The organism is Parvibaculum sp. (assembly GCF_045863935.1).
Taxonomy (GTDB): domain Bacteria; phylum Pseudomonadota; class Alphaproteobacteria; order Parvibaculales; family Parvibaculaceae; genus Parvibaculum.
Genome location: NZ_BTVP01000009.1, coordinates 24,086 through 47,020 on the forward strand (window position 1 = coordinate 24,086; position 22,935 = coordinate 47,020).

General features: G+C 64.5%; 20 protein-coding genes and 1 pseudogene. 8 read left to right on the forward strand and 13 right to left on the reverse strand.

The features are described from left to right. Positions 1 to 28: 28 nt before the first annotated feature. Entirely contained in the window at positions 29 to 685 is a 657-nt protein-coding gene (gene fsa / locus ACKUUH_RS05595; RefSeq protein WP_407948890.1) for a fructose-6-phosphate aldolase, read from the reverse strand. Positions 686 to 871: 186 nt separating this feature from the next. Here fsa and ACKUUH_RS05600 point away from each other — a divergent pair, with 186 nt between their 5' ends. The 7 genes from ACKUUH_RS05600 to ACKUUH_RS05630 all read left to right on the forward strand — a co-directional run bounded on the left by ACKUUH_RS05600 (position 872) and on the right by ACKUUH_RS05630 (position 9,314). Continuing rightward, complete coding sequence (locus ACKUUH_RS05600; protein ID WP_407948891.1) at positions 872 to 3,067, forward strand: primosomal protein N'; 2,196 nt, start codon at positions 872 to 874, stop codon at positions 3,065 to 3,067. A gap of 265 nt (positions 3,068 to 3,332) precedes the next feature. Next, entirely contained in the window at positions 3,333 to 3,890 is a 558-nt protein-coding gene (locus ACKUUH_RS05605; protein WP_407948892.1) for a F0F1 ATP synthase subunit delta, read from the forward strand. Beyond that, positions 3,890 to 5,419, forward strand: coding sequence for a F0F1 ATP synthase subunit alpha (gene atpA, locus ACKUUH_RS05610; RefSeq protein WP_407948893.1), 1,530 nt, complete (start codon positions 3,890 to 3,892; stop codon positions 5,417 to 5,419). The genes ACKUUH_RS05605 and atpA overlap by 1 nt, the downstream gene beginning before the upstream one ends. 22 nt (positions 5,420 to 5,441) lie before the next feature. After that, on the forward strand, positions 5,442 to 6,326 hold the full coding sequence (locus ACKUUH_RS05615; RefSeq protein ID WP_407948894.1) for a F0F1 ATP synthase subunit gamma: 885 nt from the start codon (positions 5,442 to 5,444) through the stop codon (positions 6,324 to 6,326). 93 nt (positions 6,327 to 6,419) lie between these two features. Further along, the gene (atpD, locus tag ACKUUH_RS05620; RefSeq protein ID WP_407948895.1) at positions 6,420 to 7,856 is read left to right on the forward strand and encodes a F0F1 ATP synthase subunit beta; all 1,437 of its coding nucleotides are present in this window, start codon (positions 6,420 to 6,422) and stop codon (positions 7,854 to 7,856) included. A gap of 28 nt (positions 7,857 to 7,884) precedes the next feature. After that, positions 7,885 to 8,283 carry a F0F1 ATP synthase subunit epsilon gene (locus ACKUUH_RS05625; RefSeq protein WP_407948896.1) on the forward strand — a complete coding sequence of 133 codons (399 nt, stop codon included), beginning with the start codon at positions 7,885 to 7,887 and terminating at the stop codon, positions 8,281 to 8,283. Between the two features lie 206 nt (positions 8,284 to 8,489). Continuing rightward, positions 8,490 to 9,314 (forward strand): ferritin-like domain-containing protein, encoded by an 825-nt coding sequence (locus ACKUUH_RS05630; RefSeq protein ID WP_407948897.1) that lies wholly within the window; start codon positions 8,490 to 8,492, stop codon positions 9,312 to 9,314. Here ACKUUH_RS05630 and ACKUUH_RS05635 read toward each other — a convergent pair whose 3' ends face one another. Further along, positions 9,315 to 10,100 (reverse strand): peptidoglycan DD-metalloendopeptidase family protein, encoded by a 786-nt coding sequence (locus tag ACKUUH_RS05635; RefSeq protein WP_407948898.1) that lies wholly within the window; start codon positions 10,098 to 10,100, stop codon positions 9,315 to 9,317. 410 nt (positions 10,101 to 10,510) lie between these two features. Between ACKUUH_RS05635 and ACKUUH_RS05640 the strand changes: the two genes are divergently transcribed. Beyond that, on the forward strand, positions 10,511 to 11,413 hold the full coding sequence (locus ACKUUH_RS05640) for a hypothetical protein (RefSeq protein ID WP_407948899.1): 903 nt from the start codon (positions 10,511 to 10,513) through the stop codon (positions 11,411 to 11,413). A 3-nt stretch (positions 11,414 to 11,416) separates the two neighbouring features. On the opposite strand, the pseudogene ACKUUH_RS05645 reads toward ACKUUH_RS05640, so the two are convergent. From ACKUUH_RS05645 to obgE, 11 genes and pseudogenes are all read right to left on the reverse strand, one after another. Continuing rightward, a pseudogene (locus ACKUUH_RS05645) lies at positions 11,417 to 11,911 on the reverse strand (RNA pyrophosphohydrolase). A gap of 37 nt (positions 11,912 to 11,948) precedes the next feature. Continuing rightward, complete coding sequence (locus ACKUUH_RS05650; protein WP_407948900.1) at positions 11,949 to 13,214, reverse strand: divergent polysaccharide deacetylase family protein; 1,266 nt, start codon at positions 13,212 to 13,214, stop codon at positions 11,949 to 11,951. Positions 13,215 to 13,255: 41 nt separating this feature from the next. After that, the gene (locus ACKUUH_RS05655) at positions 13,256 to 14,584 is read right to left on the reverse strand and encodes a S41 family peptidase (protein ID WP_407948901.1); all 1,329 of its coding nucleotides are present in this window, start codon (positions 14,582 to 14,584) and stop codon (positions 13,256 to 13,258) included. Next, positions 14,585 to 15,868, reverse strand: coding sequence for a murein hydrolase activator EnvC family protein (locus ACKUUH_RS05660; RefSeq protein WP_407948902.1), 1,284 nt, complete (start codon positions 15,866 to 15,868; stop codon positions 14,585 to 14,587). Between the two features lie 49 nt (positions 15,869 to 15,917). Beyond that, a complete protein-coding gene (locus ACKUUH_RS05665; protein WP_407948903.1) occupies positions 15,918 to 17,471 on the reverse strand; it encodes a hypothetical protein in 1,554 nt (517 codons plus the stop codon). Positions 17,472 to 17,622: 151 nt separating this feature from the next. Continuing rightward, positions 17,623 to 18,105, reverse strand: a complete 483-nt coding sequence (rlmH, locus tag ACKUUH_RS05670) for a 23S rRNA (pseudouridine(1915)-N(3))-methyltransferase RlmH (protein WP_407948904.1) — start codon at positions 18,103 to 18,105, stop codon at positions 17,623 to 17,625. 78 nt (positions 18,106 to 18,183) lie between these two features. Then, a complete protein-coding gene (gene rsfS, locus ACKUUH_RS05675; protein WP_407948905.1) occupies positions 18,184 to 18,516 on the reverse strand; it encodes a ribosome silencing factor in 333 nt (110 codons plus the stop codon). Between the two features lie 270 nt (positions 18,517 to 18,786). Continuing rightward, the gene (locus ACKUUH_RS05680) at positions 18,787 to 19,383 is read right to left on the reverse strand and encodes a nicotinate-nucleotide adenylyltransferase (protein WP_407948907.1); all 597 of its coding nucleotides are present in this window, start codon (positions 19,381 to 19,383) and stop codon (positions 18,787 to 18,789) included. Position 19,384: 1 nt separating this feature from the next. Further along, positions 19,385 to 20,626 (reverse strand): glutamate-5-semialdehyde dehydrogenase, encoded by a 1,242-nt coding sequence (locus ACKUUH_RS05685; RefSeq protein ID WP_407948961.1) that lies wholly within the window; start codon positions 20,624 to 20,626, stop codon positions 19,385 to 19,387. 153 nt (positions 20,627 to 20,779) lie between these two features. Further along, positions 20,780 to 21,907 (reverse strand): glutamate 5-kinase, encoded by a 1,128-nt coding sequence (gene proB, locus ACKUUH_RS05690; RefSeq protein WP_407948962.1) that lies wholly within the window; start codon positions 21,905 to 21,907, stop codon positions 20,780 to 20,782. Further along, a complete protein-coding gene (obgE, locus tag ACKUUH_RS05695) occupies positions 21,895 to 22,935 on the reverse strand; it encodes a GTPase ObgE (RefSeq protein ID WP_407948908.1) in 1,041 nt (346 codons plus the stop codon). The genes proB and obgE overlap by 13 nt, the downstream gene beginning before the upstream one ends.

Sequence of the window (22,935 nt, forward strand, 5' to 3'; positions counted from 1 at the left end):
CCCGAAATACGTTTCTAAAGTATTTGCCCTAAAGAATTTTCTGGCCGGTCTTCTTCCAGTCCGACATGAACACTTCCAGTCCCTTGTCGGTCAGGGGATGCGTCGCAAGGCCCTTGAGCACGGCAGGCGGCACGGTGGCGACATCCGCGCCGGCGAGTGCCGATTCCTTCACATGGTTCGCGCTGCGAATCGAAGCGGCGAGAATCTCGGTCTTGAGCGCGGGGTAGTTATCGTAAATTTCCCTGATCTCGCGGATGAGTTCCATGCCGTCGAGATTGATGTCGTCGAGGCGGCCGATAAAGGGCGAGACGAAGGTCGCGCCCGCCTTCGCCGCGAGCAGCGCCTGGTTCGCCGAGAAGCACAGCGTTACGTTTACCATGGTGCCTTCGCCCGTGAGCGCCTTGCAGGCTTTGAGCCCGTCCCAGGTGAGCGGCACCTTAACGGCGATGTTCTTCGCGATCTTCGCGAGTTTGCGGCCTTCCGCGATCATCGTTGCTGCGTCGAGCGCCGTCACTTCCGCGCTGACGGGGCCTTCGACGATGCCGCAGATTTCCTCGACCACTTCGAGAAAGTTGCGGCCGGATTTCGCGATGAGCGAAGGATTGGTGGTCACGCCGTCCAGCAGGCCGGTTTCGGCTAGCTCGCGGATGTCGGCGATGTCGGCTGTGTCGACGAAGAATTTCATGGATGCCTTGATCTTTGCGGTCGGTTGGGTACGCGTCTTTTGACCGCAGTGTAGTCGAGAGCGGTGCGGAAGGCTTCCTTCTTTTGCCGCCGCCCTTGTTCATGCGCAAGGTCTCATCGTGGCTCTTGCTTTACGGCGCGTTACAGTGTCGTGTCGATTTCGAACCTTCTCCCCCCGGCAATTCGAATGGCTTCCGAAATATCCACAGAAGACGAGATCGTTTCGGGAACAGTCAGCGTCCTGCTGCCGCTCGCCCTGCCTCGCCCCTATGACTACAAGGTGCCTGCCGGCATGGAGGTGCGGCCGGGGAGCTATGTGATCGTGCCTCTGGGGCCCCAGGAGCTGATCGGCGTCGTCTGGGGCGAGGGGACGGGGGAAGTTGGCCATAACAGGTTAAGACCCGTTACCGAGGTGCTCGATGCGCCGCCCATGCCCGAAGTGCTTCGCCGTTTCGTGGACTGGGTCGCGAGCTACACCGTTTCGCCGCCCGGTTCAGTGCTCCGCCTCGCCATCCGGGCGCCCGGCGCGCTCGAACCGCCACGGATGCGCACGGCCTACAGGCTCGGCGCCGCGCGGCCCCAGCGGATGACGCCGGCGAGGGTCCGCGCGGTCGAGGTGGCGGAGGATGGCTTTGCCCGTACGGTGCGGGAACTTGCCGAAGAGGCAGGCGTGTCGGATGGGGTGGTGCGCGGTCTCGTCGATGCAGGCGCGCTGCTGCCGGTCGATATTCCGACCGAAGCGCCCTTCCCGGATCCCAATCCGGACATGCCCGGCGTTGCGCTGTCGCCGGAGCAGGCAGAGGCCGCAAGCCTTCTGCGCGGTCATGTGGAGGCGCGTCGCTTCGCGGCGGTGCTTCTCGACGGCGTTACCGGCTCGGGCAAGACGGAGGTCTATTTCGAAGCGGTGGCGGCGGCGCTCGTCCAGGGCAAGCAGGTTCTCATCCTGCTGCCCGAGATCGCGCTCACGAGCCAGTTCCTCGACCGCTTCGAACGTCGCTTCGGCTGCCGCCCGGCGGAATGGCATTCCGATCTTTCGACGCGCGAGCGCCGCCGTGTCTGGCGCGGTGTGGCGGAGGGGCGTGTGCCCGTTGTCGTCGGCGCGCGTTCGGCGCTGTTCCTGCCTTTCCCCGAACTCGGTCTCATCGTCGTCGACGAGGAGCACGATGCCGCCTTCAAGCAGGAAGACGGCGTCCCCTATCATGCGCGCGACATGGCGGTCGTGCGCGCCTCGCTTGGCCAGTTTCCCATCGTCCTCAGTTCGGCGACACCCTCGCTCGAGACGGCGGTCAATGCCGAGCAGGGCCGCTACGCACGGGTGCGGCTCGAAGCACGCCACGGCGTAGCGGAACTGCCGGATGTTACCGCCATCGACATGCGCGCCGATCCGCCGGAGCGCGGACGGTGGCTTTCTCCTGTCCTTGTGCGCGAGATCCAGAAAGCGCTCGAAGCGGGCGAGCAGTCGATGCTCTTTCTCAACCGCCGCGGCTATGCACCGCTCACGCTCTGCCGCACCTGCGGCCATCGCATCGAATGCCCGCAATGCTCCGCCTGGCTCGTCGAGCATCGTTTCCGGCGGGAGCTCGTCTGCCATCATTGCGGCTACAGCGCGCCGGTGCCGAAGGCTTGTCCCTCCTGCGGCGCGGAGGACGCGCTTGTCGCCTGCGGGCCGGGTGTCGAGCGCATCGCGGAGGAAGTCGCGGAACTGTTTCCGGACGCACGCGTCGCCATCGTTTCGAGCGACAATCTTCGCGGTCCGGCCGCGCATGAAGAAGTCTTTGCCGCCATCGAGGCGCGCGAGGTCGATATCGTCATCGGCACGCAGATCGTCGCCAAGGGCCATCACTTTCCCTGGCTCACGGTGGTCGGTGTGGTCGATGCCGATCTCGGCCTCGAAAATGGCGACCTCCGTGCCGGCGAGCGGACCTTCCAGCTCTTGCAGCAGGTGGCGGGCCGTGCGGGCCGGGCCGAGCGGCCGGGCCGGGTCTTCCTGCAATCCTTCATGCCGGAGCATGGCGTGATGCGGGCGCTCGTCTCCGGTCGGCGGGACGAGTTCCTTGCCCGGGAGGCGGCGGCGCGGGAGCGGGTGGGGCTTCCCCCCTTCGGCCGGCTGGTCGGTGTGGTCGTTTCGGCGCCGGACGCCGCCCTTGCCCAGAAAATCGCCCGCGAGATGTCCCGCCGGGTGCCGCGATCGGAGGACGTGTCGGTGCTCGGGCCCGCGCCCGCGCCGCTGGCGCTTCTCAGGGGCCGGACCCGGCTCCGCTTCCTCGTGAAGGCGGGCCGCAACGTCAATATTCAGAGTTTTGTCCGCGCCTGGCTCGAAGACATGAAAATCCCGAACGCCGTGCGCGTCTCGGTGGATGTGGATCCCTACAGTTTCATGTAGCGGGGAACCGGCGGCGAATGCCCGCTGACGCAGGGGCAGCGGTCCCCTGCGTGACCTCAAAAGGCCCAAAATGCCGCAGGTGCGCCCATTTCGCGGCCAGCATGTTGCGCATGGCAAGACCATGTGTTACCTAACGCGCGGCCTCGGGGGCGGGTCTCTTCCCGTTCCTCTTGAGGCCAAAATTAGCTAATGATTTCAAATAATTGGTGCGGTCGCTCACGGTTACCGCGCCGATTTTCACGAAAAGCACAGGCGAGCGCCGCACGTGTCATCCGATCATCCCGTTTCTGGCGTAGCCGGCCGTTATGCGACAGCCCTCTTCGAGCTGGCGGAAGCGCAGAATGCGCTCGACGCCGTGGCTGCCGATCTCGACGGTATCCGTGCCATGATGAACGAGAGCGAGGACCTCTTCCGTCTCGTTCGCAGCCCCATATACAGCGCCGAGGAGCAGGGCCGGGCTTTCGCCGCGATCCTCGACAAGGCCGGCGCTTCGGGCCTCGTGAAGAATTTCGTTGGCCTCGTCATCAAGAACCGCCGTCTCTTCGTCCTTCCCGACATGATCCGGGCCTATAAGGAAATACTGGCGGTGAAGCGCGGCGAAATGACGGCCGACGTGACCTCCGCGCATCCGCTCGGGCAGGCGCAGGTCGAGAGCCTCAAGGCAGCCCTCAAGGTTGCCACGGGCCGTGACGTTCATATCGATACCAAGGTCGATGCCGCGCTCCTCGGTGGGCTCGTCGTCAAGGTTGGCAGCCGGATGATCGATTCCTCGCTGCGCACCAAACTCAATTCTCTCAAGATCGCCATGAAAGAGGCTTCCTGATGGACATTCAGGCTGCGGAAATTTCCGCCATCCTCAAGCAGCAGATCAAGGATTTCGGCGCAGAGGCGCAGGTTTCCGAGATCGGCCAGGTGCTTTCCGTCGGTGACGGTATCGCCCGCGTCTACGGTCTCGACAATGTCGAAGCCGGTGAAATGGTCGAGTTCCCGGGCGGTGTCCGCGGCATGGCCCTGAACCTCGAAGCCGACAATGTCGGCGTCGTGATTTTCGGGTCCGACCGGAACATCAAGGAAGGCGATACGGTCAAGCGCACGGGCGCCATCGTGGACGTTCCCGTCGGCAAGGGCCTGCTTGGCCGCGTGGTCGACCCGCTTGGCAATCCGATCGACGGCAAGGGTCCGATCGTTGGTTCCGAGCGCCGCCGCGTGGACGTCAAGGCGCCGGGCATCATTCCCCGGAAATCGGTGCATGAGCCGATGCAGACGGGCCTCAAGGCCATCGACGCGCTGATCCCGATCGGCCGCGGTCAGCGCGAGCTGATCATCGGCGACCGCCAGACCGGCAAGACGGCCATCGCCATCGATGCGATCCTGAACCAGAAGCCGCTGAACCAGGGCGATGACGAGAGCCAGAAGCTCTATTGTATCTACGTCGCCATCGGCCAGAAGCGCTCGACGGTGGCGCAGATCGCGAAGACGCTCGAAGAGAACGGTGCGCTCGAATACACGATCATCGTCGCCGCCACCGCTTCCGATCCGGCACCGCTGCAGTTCCTGGCGCCGTTTGCCGGTTGCACGATGGGCGAATTCTTCCGCGACAACGGCATGCACGGCCTCGTCGTCTATGACGACCTTTCCAAGCAGGCCGTCGCCTACCGCCAGATGTCCCTCCTTCTTCGCCGCCCGCCGGGACGCGAAGCCTATCCGGGCGACGTCTTCTATCTTCATTCCCGCCTGCTCGAGCGTGCTGCGAAGCTCAATGACGACAATGGCAACGGTTCGCTGACCGCGCTGCCCATCATCGAAACCCAGGCGAACGACGTGTCGGCCTATATTCCGACGAACGTCATTTCGATCACGGACGGCCAGATATTCCTCGAGACGGACCTCTTCTATCAGGGCATCCGTCCGGCGGTGAACGTCGGTCTCTCCGTGTCGCGCGTCGGATCCGCGGCGCAGATCAAGGCGATGAAGCAGGTCGCGGGCAAGATCAAGGGCGAGCTCGCCCAGTACCGTGAAATGGCTGCTTTCGCGCAGTTCGGTTCCGATCTCGACGCAGCGACGCAGCGCCTTCTCAATCGCGGTGCGCGCCTCACGGAACTCCTGAAGCAGGGTCAGTTCTCCCCGCTCAAGGTGGAAGAGCAGGTCGTCGTGATCTATGCCGGCGTGAACGGTTATCTCGACAAGCTGCCGGTCGGTGAAGTGCGCCGCTTCGAAGAAGAACTGCTCCGCAACATCCGGACGAAGCACGAGGACATTCTCGAGGCGGTTCGCACCGAGAAGCAGCTTTCCTCCGACACGGAAGCCAAGCTCAAGGCCGCGGTCGAGAGTTTCTCCAAAGCGTTCGCCTGAACAGGCGAAAAGGTAAAGGCGAATGGCTAGCCTCAAGGACCTGAGAAACCGCATCGCCAGCGTGAAGGCGACGCAGAAGATCACGAAGGCGATGCAGATGGTCGCCGCTGCGAAACTGCGCCGCGCGCAGGAAGCGGCGGAAGCCGCGCGTCCCTATGCGGAACGCATGGACCGCGTGCTGGCGAACCTGTCTACCGGCATGGCCGGGCGCGACGATGCGCCGGCTCTTCTTGCCGGTACGGGTAGCGACCAGGTGCATCTCGTGATCGTCGCCACGGCCGATCGCGGCCTTTGCGGCGGTTTCAACTCGTCGATCTCGCGTCTCGCACGTCAGCGTATCCTCAGGCTGATCGGCGAAGGCAAGACGGTGAAGATCGTCACGGTCGGCCGCAAGGGGCGCGATGCGCTGAAGCGCGACTTCGGCGACCGCATCGTGAAGTCCTTCGAGTTCACGGGCATTCGTCAGATCGGCTTCGCCCAGGCGGAGGACATCGCAAAGACGGTCCTCGACATGTTCGAGGCGGGCGAGTTCGACGTCGCCACGCTCTTCTATTCGAAGTTCGTGAACGTGGTCAGTCAGATCCCGACCGCGCAGCAGCTCGTTCCGGCGAGCGTCGCAGCCTCGGACGATGAGGGCGTCGACCTCGGTGGCGCCGTCTACGAATACGAACCTGACGAAGGCGAGATCCTGAAGGATCTTCTGCCGCGCAATCTCGCAGTGCAGATTTTCCGCGCGCTGCTTGAAAACGTGGCGGGCGAGTTCGGTGCGAAGATGTCGGCCATGGACAACGCCACGCGCAATGCGGGCGACATGATCAAGAAGCTGAACATCACCTACAACCGGTCGCGTCAGGCGATGATTACGAAAGAACTGATCGAAATTATCTCGGGTGCCGAAGCGCTCTAGAGCATTTTCAAGTCCGGTGGTATCGCCGGGCGGCTCGGAAAATGCGGCAAGACAGAAATCGAACGTCCCGCACGGGAAGATGAAGGAACTAGCATGAGCAACGCAGTCGGAAAGATCGCTCAGGTTATTGGCGCTGTCGTGGACGTGGAGTTCACCGACCACTTGCCCGCCATTCTGAACGCGCTGGAAACGGACAATAACGGCAGCCGTCTTGTCCTCGAAGTCGCGCAGCATCTGGGCGAGAACACGGTTCGTACCATCGCGATGGACACGACCGAGGGTCTGACCCGCGGCCATGAAGTCCGCGATACGGGCAAGGCGATCTCGGTGCCGGTGGGCGAAGGTACGCTCGGCCGCATCATCAACGTCATCGGCGAGCCTGTGGACGAAGCCGGTCCGGTCAAGTCCGACGGCACCCGCGAAATCCACCAGGACGCACCTTCCTTCGTCGAGCAGTCGACGGAAGCGCAGATGCTCGTCACGGGCATCAAGGTCGTCGATCTTCTCGCGCCCTACGCGCGCGGCGGCAAGATCGGCCTGTTCGGCGGCGCCGGCGTCGGCAAGACGGTTCTCATCCAGGAACTCATCAACAACATCGCCAAGGCGCATGGCGGTTACTCGGTTTTCGCCGGTGTGGGCGAGCGCACGCGCGAAGGCAACGATCTCTATCACGAGATGATCGAGTCGGGCGTGAACAAGGACCCGCGCGAGAACAATGGCGACACGACCGGTTCGAAATGCGCCCTTGTGTTCGGTCAGATGAACGAGCCCCCGGGAGCCCGCGCCCGCGTCGCGCTGACCGGCCTCACCGTCGCCGAGCATTTCCGCGACAAGGGCCAGGACGTGCTCTTCTTCGTGGACAACATCTTCCGCTTCACGCAGGCGGGTTCGGAAGTGTCGGCCCTTCTCGGCCGTATTCCTTCCGCCGTGGGCTATCAGCCGACGCTCGCCACCGACATGGGCGCGCTGCAGGAACGCATCACGACGACGACCAAGGGTTCGATCACATCGGTGCAGGCCATTTACGTGCCCGCCGACGACTTGACCGACCCGGCGCCCGCGACCTCCTTCGCTCACTTGGACGCGACGACGGTGCTCAACCGTGCGATCTCGGAAAAGGGCATCTATCCGGCCGTGGATCCGCTCGACTCGACGAGCCGCATTCTCGAGCCGCGTGTCGTCGGCCAGGAGCACTACGACACGGCGCGCCGTGTGCAGGAGATCCTGCAGCGCTACAAGTCGCTCCAGGACATCATCGCGATCCTGGGCATGGACGAGCTTTCGGAAGAAGACAAGCTGGTCGTCGCCCGCGCCCGCAAGATCGAGCGCTTCCTGAGCCAGCCCTTCTTCGTCGCCGAAGTGTTCACGGGATCGCCGGGCGTTCTCGTCGACATCAAGGACACGATCAAGGGCTTCAAGGGCCTCTGCAACGGCGATTACGACCATCTGCCGGAAGCCGCCTTCTACATGGTCGGCACGATCGAAGATGCGATCGCGAAGGCCGAGCGTCTCGCGAAGGAAGCCGCCTGAGGCGTCTGACCGGACAAGGTGAAAGCGGATGGCTGAGAAGCTGAATTTCGACCTCGTATCACCCGAGCGGCTGCTCCTCTCCGAGCAGGTCGATCTGGTGACGGTGCCGGGTGCGGATGGCGATATGGGCATCATGGGCGGCCATGCGCCGGTCATGTCGACGCTTCGGCCCGGCGTCATCGGCGTCGAGGCGGAAGGGCAGCCCGAGCGGCGCTACTTCGTGCGCGGCGGTTTCGTCGAGGTGACGCCTGCGGGGCTCACCGTGCTTGCCGAGCACACGGTTCCGCTTGCGGAGCTCGATTCGGCGGCGCTCGAGCGCGAAATCGCCAATGCGCAGGAAGATGTGGCGGATGCGAAGTCCGACGAAAAGCGCCGGGTTGCGCAGGAAAAGCTCGATTATCTGACCCAGCTTCGTCAGGCGCTCTGAGGTTTTCCGGCCCTCACACGACACAAGGCGGCCTCCGGATCCCGGAGCGCCGCCTTTTCGTTTCCGGAACGAATGAGTTTTTCGGCGGTGGGCTGCGGCAATCGGCCTTGTCCCTGCCCTTAAACCGGGAGGCCGGGGCGGCTATATTGCTATCGTCACATGACGATGGGCGGCCGGCCATCCGGTCTGGAGTGAGGTAGGGTTTCATGAGCCGTCACTGGACACTCGACGACATCAAATGGGGGGACTTCGACGCATCGAAGGTCGATCCCGACATTCTGCGCGCCGTGAAGGCGGCCGCGATGGTGGAGTTCAACGCGCCGGATTATGTGACCTATCTCTGCAACGTCTTCTCGGATCGGCCGGACGTCAAGGAAGCGGTCTACCAATGGGGCGATGAGGAGGTCCAGCACGGTCAGGCGCTCGCGCGCTGGGCGGAGCTTGCCGATCCGGGTTTCAACTTCGAGCGGGCGTTCAAGCGTTTCCGCGACGGCTATTCGATTCCGACCGACGCCATCGAGAGCGTGCGCGGCAGCCGCGGCGGCGAACTCATCGCGCGCTGCGTTGTCGAGAGCGGCACCTCCTCCTATTACACGGCGATAAAAGACGCCACGGACGAACCCGTGCTGAAGCAGATCGCGTCGAACATCGCAGCTGACGAATTCCGCCACTACAAGCTCTTCTACGACCAGTTCAACGATCTCGGTGAGACGCCGCCTTCGGTGCTCGACCGTATTCGTGTCGCGGTCGGACGGGTATCCGAGGCGGATGACGACGAACTCGCCTGTGCCTATTACGCGGCGAACACGCCCATCGACGGCAGCGTGCCCTACAGGCGCGCGACCTTCGCGAAAGCCTATGAGAAGCGCGCGCTCGGCCTCTACCGCCGCCAGCATGTCGAGCGTCTGATTTCCATGGTGGGCAAGGCGGCGGGGCTCAAGCCGCACGGGCTCGTCATGCGAGGCGTCACATCGCTCGCCTGGCGCTACTGGCAGTTTCGCAACTGGCAGCTTGCGCGGGAAGCCGTCTGATCAGGACGCCGGCGCCGCCGCGCTTCCATCCGCAACATAGAGCAGCGCCGTACCTTCTTTTCCTCGCGCCTGTCCGGCGAGCGCGGGCGCAAGTTTTTCCGACGTTTCGCCGATCTCGCCGCCGTGAGCGATCTTGTCGTCACGGCTGACCGAGATACGGCCGAGCCCGGCAATCGTGATCCGCTCCTTCTTCGCCGTCTCGATGATGACGATGCCGAGATAGCCTTTGAAGAAACCCGCATAGAGAACCTTCCCTTCCGCAGGGCTTTCCACGCGGCAGCCTGGCGGTACGGACACGAGGCGGCTCGGTTTGCCGCTCCATGTTCCGCTTTCGGTGCCGATGTCGTTTGCCGATCGCATCCAGATGCCATCGGTTCTCTGCGCGGGAACACCATGCGCATCGACAAGGCAGTCCACCCTTTCCACAAGGGCGCGTTCCACGGATGGGGCGGATTGGGAAAGTGCGGGGGTGGTTGTGTGAGCCACCGTCACTTTTTTTGTTTCCGCATCGGTCTCGCTCACGGTGAATGTCGCGAGGTCCGCGCAGAAAGCCGCATAGGCGTCGTCGCCGTCGATGCGTGCTGCGCCGCGCAGGCAATCGTCGAGGTCGGCGAGACCGAGAAATGGCGGACGTTCGAGCGGGACCGGCGTGTTCGCTCCACCGGCCATATAGGTATAGCCGTTTTGCAGGAAGCCGCCCGTCATGGTGCGCGCGTCCTCGTCGAGAACGGTCAGCATGAGCAGCGCAAGCGCCAGAATCTGAAAGATGCGGCGGGTGACGAACATCTCATCCTCCGGACCAAAATTCCGGTTTCGATGGCGCCATTAAAAGGTTCCATCGTCTGCGTACCCCGCAATGCCCATTCAAACCACCAAATGATCCTCGCGGCCAGAGGAATCCGCCGTTCAGGACCAATAGTCACAATGTGACACAATTGAGCGCTTTCATCGCAGTGCGATTTCGCTATAGCATCTTTCAAGGTCGCTGTTCGGGGCGCGGCACCAATAGGTGTGTGATGCCTTTTTCAGCAACGCGTGATGCGGAGACTTACTGGCGGTCCCGTTACGGATTTCCTCCGGGACCGAATAACAGCCCACAAGGCCCCGAACCGAAGCGCGGCGGGAAACTCCGCAGGAAGATTCACTTCAGGAAGCCCGTTTTTTCGCTGGTGCGATTGCACGCGCGCGGATGGATCGTGCTTGCGCTCGTCGTGGGGTCGGGCGCGGTCTATGCCGTTTTGTCTCCGGGGCTGCGCGGAGCGGTCGGCGACGCAACACCGCGCCAGAATGTGGCGCTCGAAGCTTCCGAGCTTGGTCTTCCAGCCGGCGCGACGAACGTGCAGGACTTTGGAAGCCTTCTTGCCGATTTCGAGGCTGCGCAGGAGGCGAGCCTCGTCGCTCTTCGCGGATATCTGCTGACCGATGGCGAAGGCTTTCACGGCGAATGGTTACAGGCGTCCGCCCGCTTGCAGGCGGCGTCGGATGCACTCGGGCGGCAATCGTCGACCTGGACGGACGGCCGCAAACTCGTTGAGCTCGTGGAGATGCAACGTCTTGTCGACCAGTTGCTGGCGGAGCAGCGCGCTGTTGCGGCGATCGTCGGTACGGTCAATCGCTATCCGGGTCTTCAGCTCTACACGGAGGATGTGAGGCCCGCGCTCGGCGAGGCACAGGCGCTCTGTACGGAGATCATGGACGCGATGCTCGCCATATCCTCGCCCGACGTGGTCGGGCCGGTCGGACCCTTCGCGACGTTTCGGGGCGATCTCGACGACCTGCGCGCCGGACTCGCAGATTTCATGGCTGCGAGCAGGGATGCGACGCTCCCCGAGGCGGCAAGCAGTGCCCGGCTCGGCGCCATGCGGAAGACGCTTGCAGATGTACGGCCGCAGATCCCCGTCGAGATGCGCGAAGAGATCGACAGGCTCGCTTCGCTGATCGGAACGGTGCAGGAGAAGCTTGATCGCGTCTTTGCCTTGCGCAAGGGTGAACGCTGGGACTATGCCGATTATGCCTTCCGGACGCGGATAGAGCCGCTGGCCGGCAAGCTTGGCAGTATCGGCGCGGCGTGGCGCGAGAGCGCCGGGCGGCAGAGCTAGCGCTTATTCGCCCGGAACGGCAAGCGGGCCGAGTTCGCGGACGATCCGTTCGTAGACCCCGCGCTTGAAGGGCACGATCAACTCGACGAGTTCCTCGACGGGCACCTAGGTCCATTCGCTGAATTCCTGGTGGTCGTCGGCGGCGATGTCGATGTCATTGTCCTCGCCGGTGAAGCGCATGGCGAACCATTTCTGCTTCTGGCCGCGATATTTGCCCTTGAGCGCGACGCCGACAAGATGGGGCGGCAGATCGTAGGTGAGCCAGTCCGATGTCTCGCCGACGATCCGCGCTTTCGCGATGCCCGTTTCCTCCAGCAATTCGCGCATGGCCGCTTCCTCGGCGCTCTCGCCATCGTCGATGCCGCCTTGTGGCATCTGCCAGGTGAGCGCGCTTCCGGTATCGACTTCCTGTATGCGGTTGCCGACCCAGATAAGCCCGTCGCGATTGATGAGCATGATGCCGACGCAAGGCCGGTAGGGAAGCGTTTCCGGGTTCACCTGAATTCCATCCTGATTGCGGTTGGGCGTCTGCCCGTCAATCGCGCGTCAGCGCCGTCGCGGGCACCAGCACATAGCCTTGTTTCTCGAGCGAGACCGCCCATTGCGCAAGCGCATCGACCGTCACCGGGAAGCCGGACGCGACACCGAGTGCCACTCCCGATTGTTGCGACGTTTCTTTCAACATGTCGAGCGACGTTGCGATGACTTCGGGGTTCTGCACCGGGTCGACGATGCGGTTTGCCTGAGCGACGGGAAGGCCGATCTCGCGGGCAAGCGATGGCGCGATGCTGCGCACCGAAGCGCCATTGTCGACATAAAGAAGCCCGCGCGCTGCTATCGTCTCGAGCACGGGTTTCAGAGATGTGGGCGAGGTCGTGAAGCGCGCGCCCTGATAGTTCATGACGCCGGCATAGCCCGTGAAGCGGCTCATCAGCCATTCGAGGCGCGAGATGTTTTCCGCCGCCCCGGAGCTCGTCAGCAGCGTGTGGGGGCCGGGATCGTTCTGGGGATAGCCGAAGGGCTCCATCGGCAGTTCGAGCAGCACTTCGTGCCCGGCGTCGCGCGCGCGTTCGATCCATTTCTGTAGATCGGAACCGTAGGGTGCAAAGGAGAGCGTGACTTCCGGAGGCAAAACCTCGATCGCATGCGCGGTGGCGCTCTCCGAGATGCCCATGCCGCTGACAACGAGCGCGATGCGCCGGTCGGCTTGCGTGCCGGGTGGCACCGGCCTCGCGTAGACGTCGGACGGTCTGCGTCCGTCGCGGCCGATTTTCGGCAAAGGGCCGTCTGCGGATGTCTCGATCAGCGCCGGATCGGGAACCGGCGGCAACAGGATGGCGGAGCGGATATCGCCGTTCTCGCTCGCCGCTTCGTCGCCGGATACGGTTTCGGCGCCGACGATGCGCACCTCGGAGGCGACGTCCTCGTCGACGCCCTTGTCGAGGTTTTGCGCCGCTTCGAAAAGCGCGCGTTCCTCCGCGCTCAGGGCGCCTGGACCGGGAGGGCTTATGGCCGGCATTTCGGGCGTCGTGGCTGCGATTCCATCGCCGGAAAGCGCCTCACCTCCGGTTGCGTCTTCGGGTGCGGAAGAAATAGCGGCTTCGGGCGCGAGCGCGACGTGAATGACGGGTTCCCCCGCGAAGCGGCTGTCCGACATGAGAAGCCAGGCGATGGTGCCACCATAAACGGTGGCGACCAGTGCGGCCGCTATGGGAAGCGCACGAAGGCGGCGCCCGCTATTGTCCGCGGGTCCGCCGTCAATCGAAGCGGAAGTGCCGCTCGCCGCTGTCTTCGCCACCATGCTCGCAATTCATCTCCGGCGGGCTTTTTCCGCGCAGCGTCTCAGTTGGCCATGGCGCTCGAGGTGCTGCCGGCGCCGAGGAAGGCCGAATCCTTGCGTGCACCGTTCAGCAGGTCGATCGCATAGAGAAGCTGCTTGTCTTCGCTCTTGTCCTTCGGCACGAAGCTGTCGGAACCGGCCATTTCGTCGCCTTCTTCGGCAGCCAGATGGCCGGGAAGCGCGGATTCGCCCGTCCGGTTGATCTGCTTCTTCTCTTCGGGCGCCGTCTGGGTGACGACGATGTCGGGATCGATGCCCTTCGCCTGGATCGAGCGGCCGGCGGGCGTGTAGTAGCGCGCGGTCGTCAGGCGCAACGCACCGTCCGACCCGAGCGGGATGATGGTCTGGACCGAGCCCTTGCCGAAGGAGCGCGTGCCGAGGATGGTCGCGCGGCGATGGTCCTGCAGCGCGCCGGCGACGATTTCGGACGCGCTGGCCGAGCCGCCGTTCAAAAGCACGATGATCGGCCGGCCCCCGGTGACATCGCCGCCGCGTGCATTATAGCGCTGCGTGTCCTCGGGATGGCGGCCGCGCGTCGAGACGATCTCGCCGCCGTCGATGAAGTCGTCGCTGACCGCAATCGCCTGGTCGAGCAGGCCGCCCGGATTGTTGCGAAGATCGACAATGTAGCCCTTCAGTCTGCCGGCTCCGATCTGCTTCGAAAGAGCGCCGATCGCGTCTTCCAGAAGGTCCGTCGTCTGCTCGTTGAAGGAGGTGATGCGGATATAGCCGATATCGCCCTCGCGATTGTACCTCACCGATTTGATGGTGATGATGTCGCGCTTCAGCGTCACGTCGAAGGGTTCGTCCTTGCCTTTGCGCACCACCGTCAGCGTGACGTCGGTGTCGACCGCGCCGCGCATCTTGTCGACCGCGTCGCTCAAGGTCATGCCGAGGATCTGCGTCCCGTCGATATGGGTGATGTAGTCGTTGGGGCGAAGTCCCGCGCGGCTCGCCGGCGTATCGTCGATCGGCGTCACCACCTTCACGATGCCGTTCTCCATCGTCACTTCGATGCCCAGACCGCCGAACTCGCCGCGCGTCTGCACCTGCATGTCGCGGAAGGTCTTCGGCGTCATGTAGCTCGAGTGAGGATCGAGCGAGGTGAGCATGCCGTTGATGGCATTCTCGACAAGCTTCGCGTCGTCTGTCGGTTCGACATAATCCGCGCGCACGCGCTCGAAAACGTCGCCGAAAAGATTGAGCTGCCGGTAAGTGTTCGATTCGTTCGCTTGAGCGGGCGTATCGAGGAAGCCCTGCTTCACGCCAACAATGGCGGCAAAGGACAGGAGCGTACCGACCGCAAAACCGGCGAAGACGGACTTGTTCATTTAACCACGTGCCTTCTTGTCACTCATGAGCAGCCAGGGTCCCGGATCGATGGGGTCGCCGTCCTTCCGAAACTCGATATAGAGCGCCGGCCCGCGGTCCGTCTCGCCCCGCGTCGCCAACCTGTCTTGTGCGGCCGGATCGTCATCTGCGGGCGGCGGACCCATCATGCCGACCGGCTCGCCGGCAAGGATGCTTTGACCCACCGAGCAGTCAATTCTAGCCATACCCGCCAATAATACATGGTAGCCCTCTCCGACCGAAATTATCAAGAGTTGGCCGTAGTGCCGAAATGGCCCCGCATAAGAGACCTTGCCGTCAAATGGGGCAACAATTTGAGCATCGGAACGTGTCGAAATGGTTATCCCCTGCGTCCTGGTGCCGCCCTCCCGGCTGCCATACGCGCGAATGACCGTGCCCGTCACCGGTGGCCGGATGAGACCCCGGGCGTCCGAGAAGCGTCTGGAGGAGGGCATGGACGGGGGAGAGGCGGGCGGACGCAGGATGGCGACCTGGCGTTGTTGCTCGCCGGCGGGGGCGGGCGCGACCCGCGTCGGCTCCTCGGGCTGAGGCTCGGGACGCGGTTCCGGCCGCGTCGCGGGCAGGCGCTCGGCCGCCTGGTCCTCCAGCTTCGAAATCAGGTCGGAGAGGTCCGTCGCCTGACGGGAAAGGCGTTCGGCTCTCGCCTGCTCGCTCTCGGCGGCGGCGGCAAATTTCTGCTGCGTGGCGAGTTTCCTGTCGAGTAACCCCTGAAGTTCGCTGCGCTCACGGTCGAGCATGGCTTCCGCCTCGGCGAGCACCGTCCGTTCCTCGCCGATCTCGCGGCGAAGTGCGGCAAGCTGTTCCAGCCGGTCGCGCAGTTCGGTTGCCTCGGCCTGAAGCTCGGGCACCAGCGTGCCGAGGAGGAGGGCGCTGCGGATCGAGGCAAGCGCATCGTCGGGCCGGACGGCGAGCGCCGGCGGCGGATGCCTGTCGAGGCGGGTGAGCGCGGCCAGCAACTCGGCCATGTCGTCCTTACGCCTTTCGAGCTGCGCGGTCAGCACGGCTTCGGCGCCCTTCAGTCCCTGCAGCCTGTCCTCGGAGGCGGAGACGTCGGCTTCATGCGTCTGCACGCGCGCCGCCGTCTCGATGAGCTTCGCGCGGATCGCCTCGGCTTCAGCGCGCGCGGCTTCGGCCTGCGCCTGCAATTCCTTCTGCCGTTCGAGGCTTGTGCCGATTTCCCTTTGCAGTTTTTCGAGTTCGCCCGGCTCCGCGGTTTCGGCAAGAAGGGGCAGGGCCGACGGCATTGTCAGCGCCGCTGCGAGGAGCAGCGGGGCAAGCGTCCTATGCAGGGTTTCACGCACTGACCTTGTCGGTCCGTTCGGCCGCCAGGGAGCGGCCGGACATCTCGCCCGGCACTTCGACGCCCAGCAGGTCCAGGATCGTCGGAGCGACATCGGCGAGCGTGCCGCCCGCAAGGCTCACCTTGGTGCCGCCCGCGACGACGAAGGGCACGGGCGCGGCCGTGGTCCGGCGGCAGGCGGCGCCCGTTGCCGGGTCCAGCATCTGCTCCGCCTTGCCATAAGTCCCGCAGAGGATAAGCGTGCCGCCGCGCTTGCCGATCTGCGCGGCGATCTTGCCGAGATACTTGTCGATCGCCTCGATCGCGCCCACGGTCGCGCGCAGATTGCCCGTCCGGCCGAGCACAGCGGCATTGCAGAAGCTCGCCGTAATGAGATCGTGCTCGCCCGTCTTGAGAGCGGAGAGCAGTTCGGAGGCAAGCGCCGCCGCAGCCAGTTCCGGTCTCTTCTCGGCTTGCGCGAGCGGCGGCGTATCGGTCACGAGGACGTTCTCGCCGGGAAGGAGTGCTGGTGCCCCGCCGCGGGCGAAGGTCCAGAGGTTTGCCTCCGCGATGCTCTCGGTAAGGGTGAGCTGGCGGAGGCCGGAGCGCGAAAGCGCTTCGGCGAGGCTCGGCCGGAACTCGATCGCCTCGAACAGCGGTTCGACGCTGCCGCCGAGCGGCGGGGTCAGGCGGACGAGCGAATAGACGCCGCTCAACGGCAACGCCTTCTGCGACAGTCCGGCGGCGACCGGATCGGCGAGCGCACCGAGCAGCGCATGCCCGTGATCGGGCTGGAGGTTGACGAGAAGCAGGGCGTCGTCCGGCCGGATGCCGCGGAACGAGGAGACGAGGGCGGGTGGCACGCGGTCGTCGTCGAGCCCCTTGCGGTAGCATTCGTCGAGATAGGCGGTGGGATATTCCGTATACGGTGCATCGGCTTCGGTGAGCGCGCGCCAGACCTTCGCCGTTGCGGCGGGATCGGATAGTTCGTCGAAGCCGAAACTCCGGCCGAAGACGCTGCCGAGTTCGGCATTTTCCGCGCCCGCGATGTCGTCGAGGAACTCGCGCAGATGCTCGATGCCGCCCTGCGGATCAGTGTCGATGCCGTCCATGACGGCATGGACCCGGACTTTCACGCCCTCATGGCTCAAAAGGGCGGCGAGCACGGCCAGATGGTTCTGGTGTCCGGCGATGCCCGACGGCGTCATCGCGCCGATCAAGTGCACTGCGCCACCCAGGGGTCGCACGCGCGAGACGATCTGCTTCAGAACGGGGTGAGAGGCAATGCCGCCGGGGCCGTCCGACTGGAAAGCGCGGTTGATCCTTGCGAGCGGCGGTTCCACGGGCCGGCCCGCGCCGAGCGTCGCATAGGCTGCCTGCGCATGGCCGGGCTTGCCGGGTGCGAGGCCCACCGCCGCTCCCGAGGCGTCGAGCAGCGTGCGCGGCGAGGTGGCGGCCAGCCGGTCGTAGATCGGCGTCCGCGCCAGGGCGACCGCGTTCCCCTCACGCTCCGCCCGGACGCCCCAGCCATCCAGCAAGGCAAGGACAATTGGTCGAACGCCGCTCATCGCAATCCTGAAAAATATGAAATTTGGCGAACCCCGAGGTTCGAATCGCCGCACCCGCAGCAAACCCGAAACCTAGAGCAGAACCCGGCCGGATGGAATCGCAAAGCGGTAACACTCGAAGACGAAAATCCGCCTATCGCGCGCAATCGTGTCAGGCGCGATGATAGGGGTGGCCGGAAAGTATCGTGACGGCGCGGTAAAGCTGTTCGGCCAGCATCACGCGGGCAAGCATGTGCGGCCAGGTCATCGCGCCGAAGGCCATGACATGGGCGGCGCCGTCGCGCAGCGAAGGGGCAAGCCCGTTCGCGCCGCCGATCAGGAAGGCGATATCGGCGGTTCCCGTGTCGCGCCACTTGCCCAGTCTTTTTGCGAAGGCTTCGCTCGTCTCGACACGGCCGCGTTCGTCGAGCGCAACGACGAGCGCTCCTTTCGGCATCGCGGCGGCGAGAAGGGCCGCTTCGCGTTCCATGAGTTCCGCCGCGTCGCTGCGGCGCTTTTCCTCGACCTCGGCAAGGGGCAGCGCGGTAAGGCCGATGCCGCGCCCCGCCGCGTCGAAGCGCGACATGTAGTCGTCGAGAAGGAGTTTTTCGGGGCCGTTCTTCAGCCGCCCCACGGCACAGATCTGGACGCGCATAAATCCCCGTCCGGCATGGCGCCGGCCATTAGCGGACGCGGGGAGAAGCATCCGGCGAGGTTCGAGGGGTCTGTCGCCTCAAACGGCCATCTGGTCTGCCGGAATATCGGCGGACCACATCTTCTCCAGCTTGTAGAACTCGCGCACCTCGGGACGGAAGACATGGACCACCACGTCGCCGCCATCGATGAGCACCCAGTCGCCCTGTTTCATTCCCTCGACCTGCGACGTGCCGAACCCGGCCTCTTTCAGGCGGCGTACGAGATGGTCGGCCACCGCGCCGACATGGCGCTGCGACCGTCCGCTCGCGACCACCATGTGATCGGCGATGGGTGTCTTTCCGGTCAGATCGATGGAAACCACATCTTCGGCCTTGTCTTCCTCCAGGCTCTCGAGCACGAGAGCGAGCATTTCCGAAGACTTGCCGGTGTCGGCCGCCTGTCCCTTGCGGGATGCGGGGGGCCGTTTTACTGCTCCGGCGGACTTTGCCGCGCCGGGCCCTTGCTGGACCTTGAGGTCCGGTGATTGTCTGCTCAGGAACACACTCCTCTATTCAGCAAACATGTTTACCAACTTGCGCAACGGACGATGAAATGCCCGTAACGCCTAAAGAATAAGCCTCGCAAGGCTTCAATTCAATGACGGGATTTTGACAGGCAGGCGACGTTCGGCCCGAATGGCTCAGGCTTTGCCGCCGGCCGCGCGGATTGCGGTCGCCGAGGCGGGGTTTTCCGGTCCGCCGAGAAAGACGAGGGCGGGCGGTTCCATGAGCGGCAGCAGAGCCGCATCGCTCGTATCGAGCGTCCAGGGCCGCAGCATGGCGGCGGCCGGGGAGAGGCGCGCCTTGAGCGTGTAGCCAGGGCGCGGATAGACCGCGATCGGCACGGTTGCCGCGATTTCCTGCCAGTTCCGCCATTTCGGGAACTGCAGCATGTTGTCGGCTCCCATCAGCCAGACAAAGCGGGTTCCGGCAAAGTGGGCGGTCAGTTCGGCCAGCGTGTCGGCGGTATAGCGCGTGCCGAGCTCAGCCTCGATGCCGCTCACCACGATGCGCGGATCGCGGGCCATCTTTTCCGCCGAGGCGAAGCGCCTGGCATAGGGCGCCATGTCCTTTTCGGGCTTCAGCGGATTGCCGGGCGAGACGAGCCACCAGACGCGGTCGAGCCTGAGAGATTGCAGGCACATGCGTGTCAGATGCAGGTGGCCTTCATGCGCGGGATTGAAGGAGCCACCGAGGAGGCCCACCTTCAGTCCCGGCGTCAGCATCTCGCGGCGCATGTCAGGGACGAACCTGACCGCTGCCGCGCACCAGATATTTGAAGCTCGTGAGCTGCTCGACGCCGACGGGACCGCGCGCATGGAACTTGCCGGTCGCGATGCCGATTTCCGCGCCCATGCCGAACTCGCCGCCATCGGCGAATTGCGTCGAGGCGTTGTGCAGCAGGATCGCGCTGTCCACTTCGGCGAAGAAGCGGTCGGCCGTCTTGCCGTTCGCGGTCACGATGCACTCGGTGTGGCTGGAGCCGTATTTGCCGATATGGGCAATGGCGCCGCCGACGCCCTTCACCACGCGTACCGCGATGATCGCGTCCAGATATTCCGTGTACCAGTCTTCTTCCGCGGCGGGCTTCACGCGCGCGTCCGTCTTCTGCGTCGCCTCATCGCCGCGCACCTCGCAGCCTTCGGCGATCAGGGCCTGGACGAGAGGGGCGAGATGCGTGTCCTTGCAGGCTTCGTCCACAAGCAACGTCTCGGCCGCGCCGCATACGCCGGTGCGCCGAAGCTTCGCGTTCAGCACGATGTTGCGCGCCATGTCGAGGTCGGCCTCGCCATCCACATAGACATGGCAGACGCCTTCGAGATGCGCGAAGACCGGTACGCGCGCTTCTTCCTGCACGCGCGCGACGAGGCTCTTGCCGCCGCGCGGCACGATGACGTCGATATTGCCGTTGAGCCCTTTCAGCATTTCGCCAACCGCCGCGCGATCCGTCACGGGCACGAGCTGGATCGAGGCTTCGGGAAGGTTCGCGGCGAGAATGCCCTCGACAAGCGAGGCATGGATTGCCTTGTTCGAGCGCGATGCTTCCGAGCCGCCGCGCAGCACGGCGGCATTGCCGGCCTTCAGGCAGAGTGCGCCGGCATCCGCCGTCACGTTCGGGCGGCTCTCGTAAACGATGCCGATGACGCCCAGGGGCACGCGCACGCGTTCGATGTGAAGACCGTTCGGGCGGTCCCATTCCGCGATCTTCGAGCCCACGGGGTCGGGCAGAGCGGCGATTTCCTCCAGCGCCTTCGCAATCGCTTCCACGCGCTTCGCATCGAGCGTCAGCCGGTCGATCATGGAAGGCGCGAGGCCATTCTTCAGAGCATCCGCCACATCGTCGGCATTGGCCTTCAGGATGTCGTCCGCATTGGCGCGAACGCACATGGCGGCGGCCAGCAGCGCGGCATCCTTCTGCTTCGTCGGCGTCGTGGCAAGCGCCGTCGCCGCCGCGCGCGCCTTCTCGCCGATTTCGGCCATCAGGCCCGCGATGTTCGTCTCGCCGGTATTCAGTTTCACGATGCTCACGGTCGTCACCTGTCTACGTCGATAGGCTGGAAGAGTATTTCAGGCAGCCTCACGTCTTTCAATGCCGCAGGGCCCAGCGTCATATGGGCCCGGGCCTTGCTCATTTCACGGCTTTTTAAGCACCAGATCGTCGCGATGGATCATTTCCGCGCGACCGGAAAAGCCCAGCAGCTCCTCGATCTCCTGGCTTGGATGGCCCATGATCGCGCGCGCATCCTCGCTTGCATAGGCGCTCAACCCCCGCGCAATCTCGTGGCCCGCGCCATCGCGCACGGTCACGGCGTCGCCGCGCCCGAACTCTCCCTCGACGGCGGTCACGCCTGCCGGCAGCAGGCTGCGGCCCTGGGTCAGCGCCTTCACGGCGCCATCGTCGATGATGATGGTGCCGAGGCTTTTCAGTGAGCCCGATATCCACCGCTTTCGCGCGGCAAAGGGCGTCGAATGCGCCGCGAACCAGGTGCAGCGTGTGCCGTCCTCGATCGCCTTCAGCGGATGCAGCGCGCGGCCGTTCGCGATCGCCATGCGCGCGCCGCCTTCGGTTGCAATGCGCGCCGCTGCGATCTTGGTCTTCATGCCGCCGCGCGAATAGATGCTTGCCGCATCGCCCGCCATCGCCTCGATTTCGGGCGTGATTTCGGCGACTTCGGCGAGATGCTTCGCGCCGGGCAGGTGTGGCGGCGCGGTGTAGAGGCCGTCGACGTCGGACAAAAGCACGAGGCAGTCCGCCGACACCATGCTGGCCACGCGGGCGGCGAGGCGGTCATTGTCGCCATAGCGGATTTCCGACGTTGCCACCGTGTCGTTCTCGTTGATGACGGGCACGGCGCCGAGTTTCAGCAGCGTCTGCAGGGTCGAGCGCGCGTTGAGGTAGCGGCGGCGCTCCTCCGTGTCCTCGAGCGTCAGCAGTATCTGCGCGCAGGAAAAGCCATATGCCGAAAGGATTTCCTGAAAGGCCTGCGCCAGGCCGATCTGGCCGACAGCGGCAGCAGCCTGACTTTCTTCGAGTTTCAGCTTTCCGGCGGGCAGTTTCAGTGCGCGGCGTCCAAGCGCGATGGCGCCGGAGGAAACGATCAGCATTTCCTGCCCGCGCGCGCGCATCCTCGCCACATCCTCGACCATCGCCTGCAGCCAGGTGCGGTTGAGCTTGCCCGTCTCCGCGTCCGTCAGCAGCGCGGAGCCGATCTTCACGACGACGCGCTGCGCTTTTTCAAGTTGCATGCTCAAGGCCGCCAGCCCTCTTCTTCATCCGCTTCTTCGGCGCGTTCTTCCGCGCGCCGTACGCCGATTTCGTCCGCCGCGAGCCGCAATACGTCGGTGACACCTTCGCCGGACACGCCGGAAATCACATACACCTCGCCGCCGCTTTCCGCCGCGAGAATCGCTTTCTTCGCCTCGCGCTCTTCCTCGCTCAGTGCATCTGCCTTGTTGAGGCAGAGAATTTCGGGCTTTTCCTCCAGCCCCGCGCCATAGGCCTCGATCTCGCTGCGGATGATGCCATAGGCCTCGCCCACATCGTCCGAGGTGCCGTCGACCAGGTGGATCAGGATGCGGCAGCGCTCCAGATGTCCAAGGAAGCGGTCGCCGAGGCCGGCGCCTTCATGCGCGCCTTCGATGAGGCCGGGAATGTCGGCCAGCACGAAGCTGCGTGTGTCGACGGTGACGACGCCGAGCCCCGGCGTCAGCGTGGTGAAGGGATAGTCGGCGATCTTCGGTTTCGCCGCGCTCACCGCCGCGAGGAAGGTCGACTTGCCCGCATTGGGCAGCCCCACCAGCCCCGCATCGGCGATGAGCTTCAGGCGCAGCACGACCGTCTTTTCCACGCCCTCAAGGCCCGGGTTGGCGCGCCGTGGCGCCTGGTTGGTCGAACTCTTGAAATAGGTATTGCCGAAGCCGCCATTGCCGCCCTTGGCGAGCACGAGGCGCTGGCCGGGTTCGATCATGTCGGCGATCAGCGTTTCCCCGTCTTCCTCGAATATCTGCGTACCGACAGGCACCTTCAGCACGACGTCGGCGCCGTTCGCGCCGGAGCGGTTCTTGCCCATGCCGTGCATGCCGGTCTTGGCCCTGAAGTGCTGCTGGAAGCGGTAGTCGATGAGTGTGTTGAGGCCCTCGACGCATTCGACAACGACATCGCCGCCCCGGCCGCCATCGCCGCCGTCCGGTCCGCCGAACTCGATGAACTTCTCGCGGCGGAAGCTCACGCAGCCCGCGCCGCCATTGCCCGAGCGGATATGGATTTTCGCCTCGTCGAGGAACTTCAT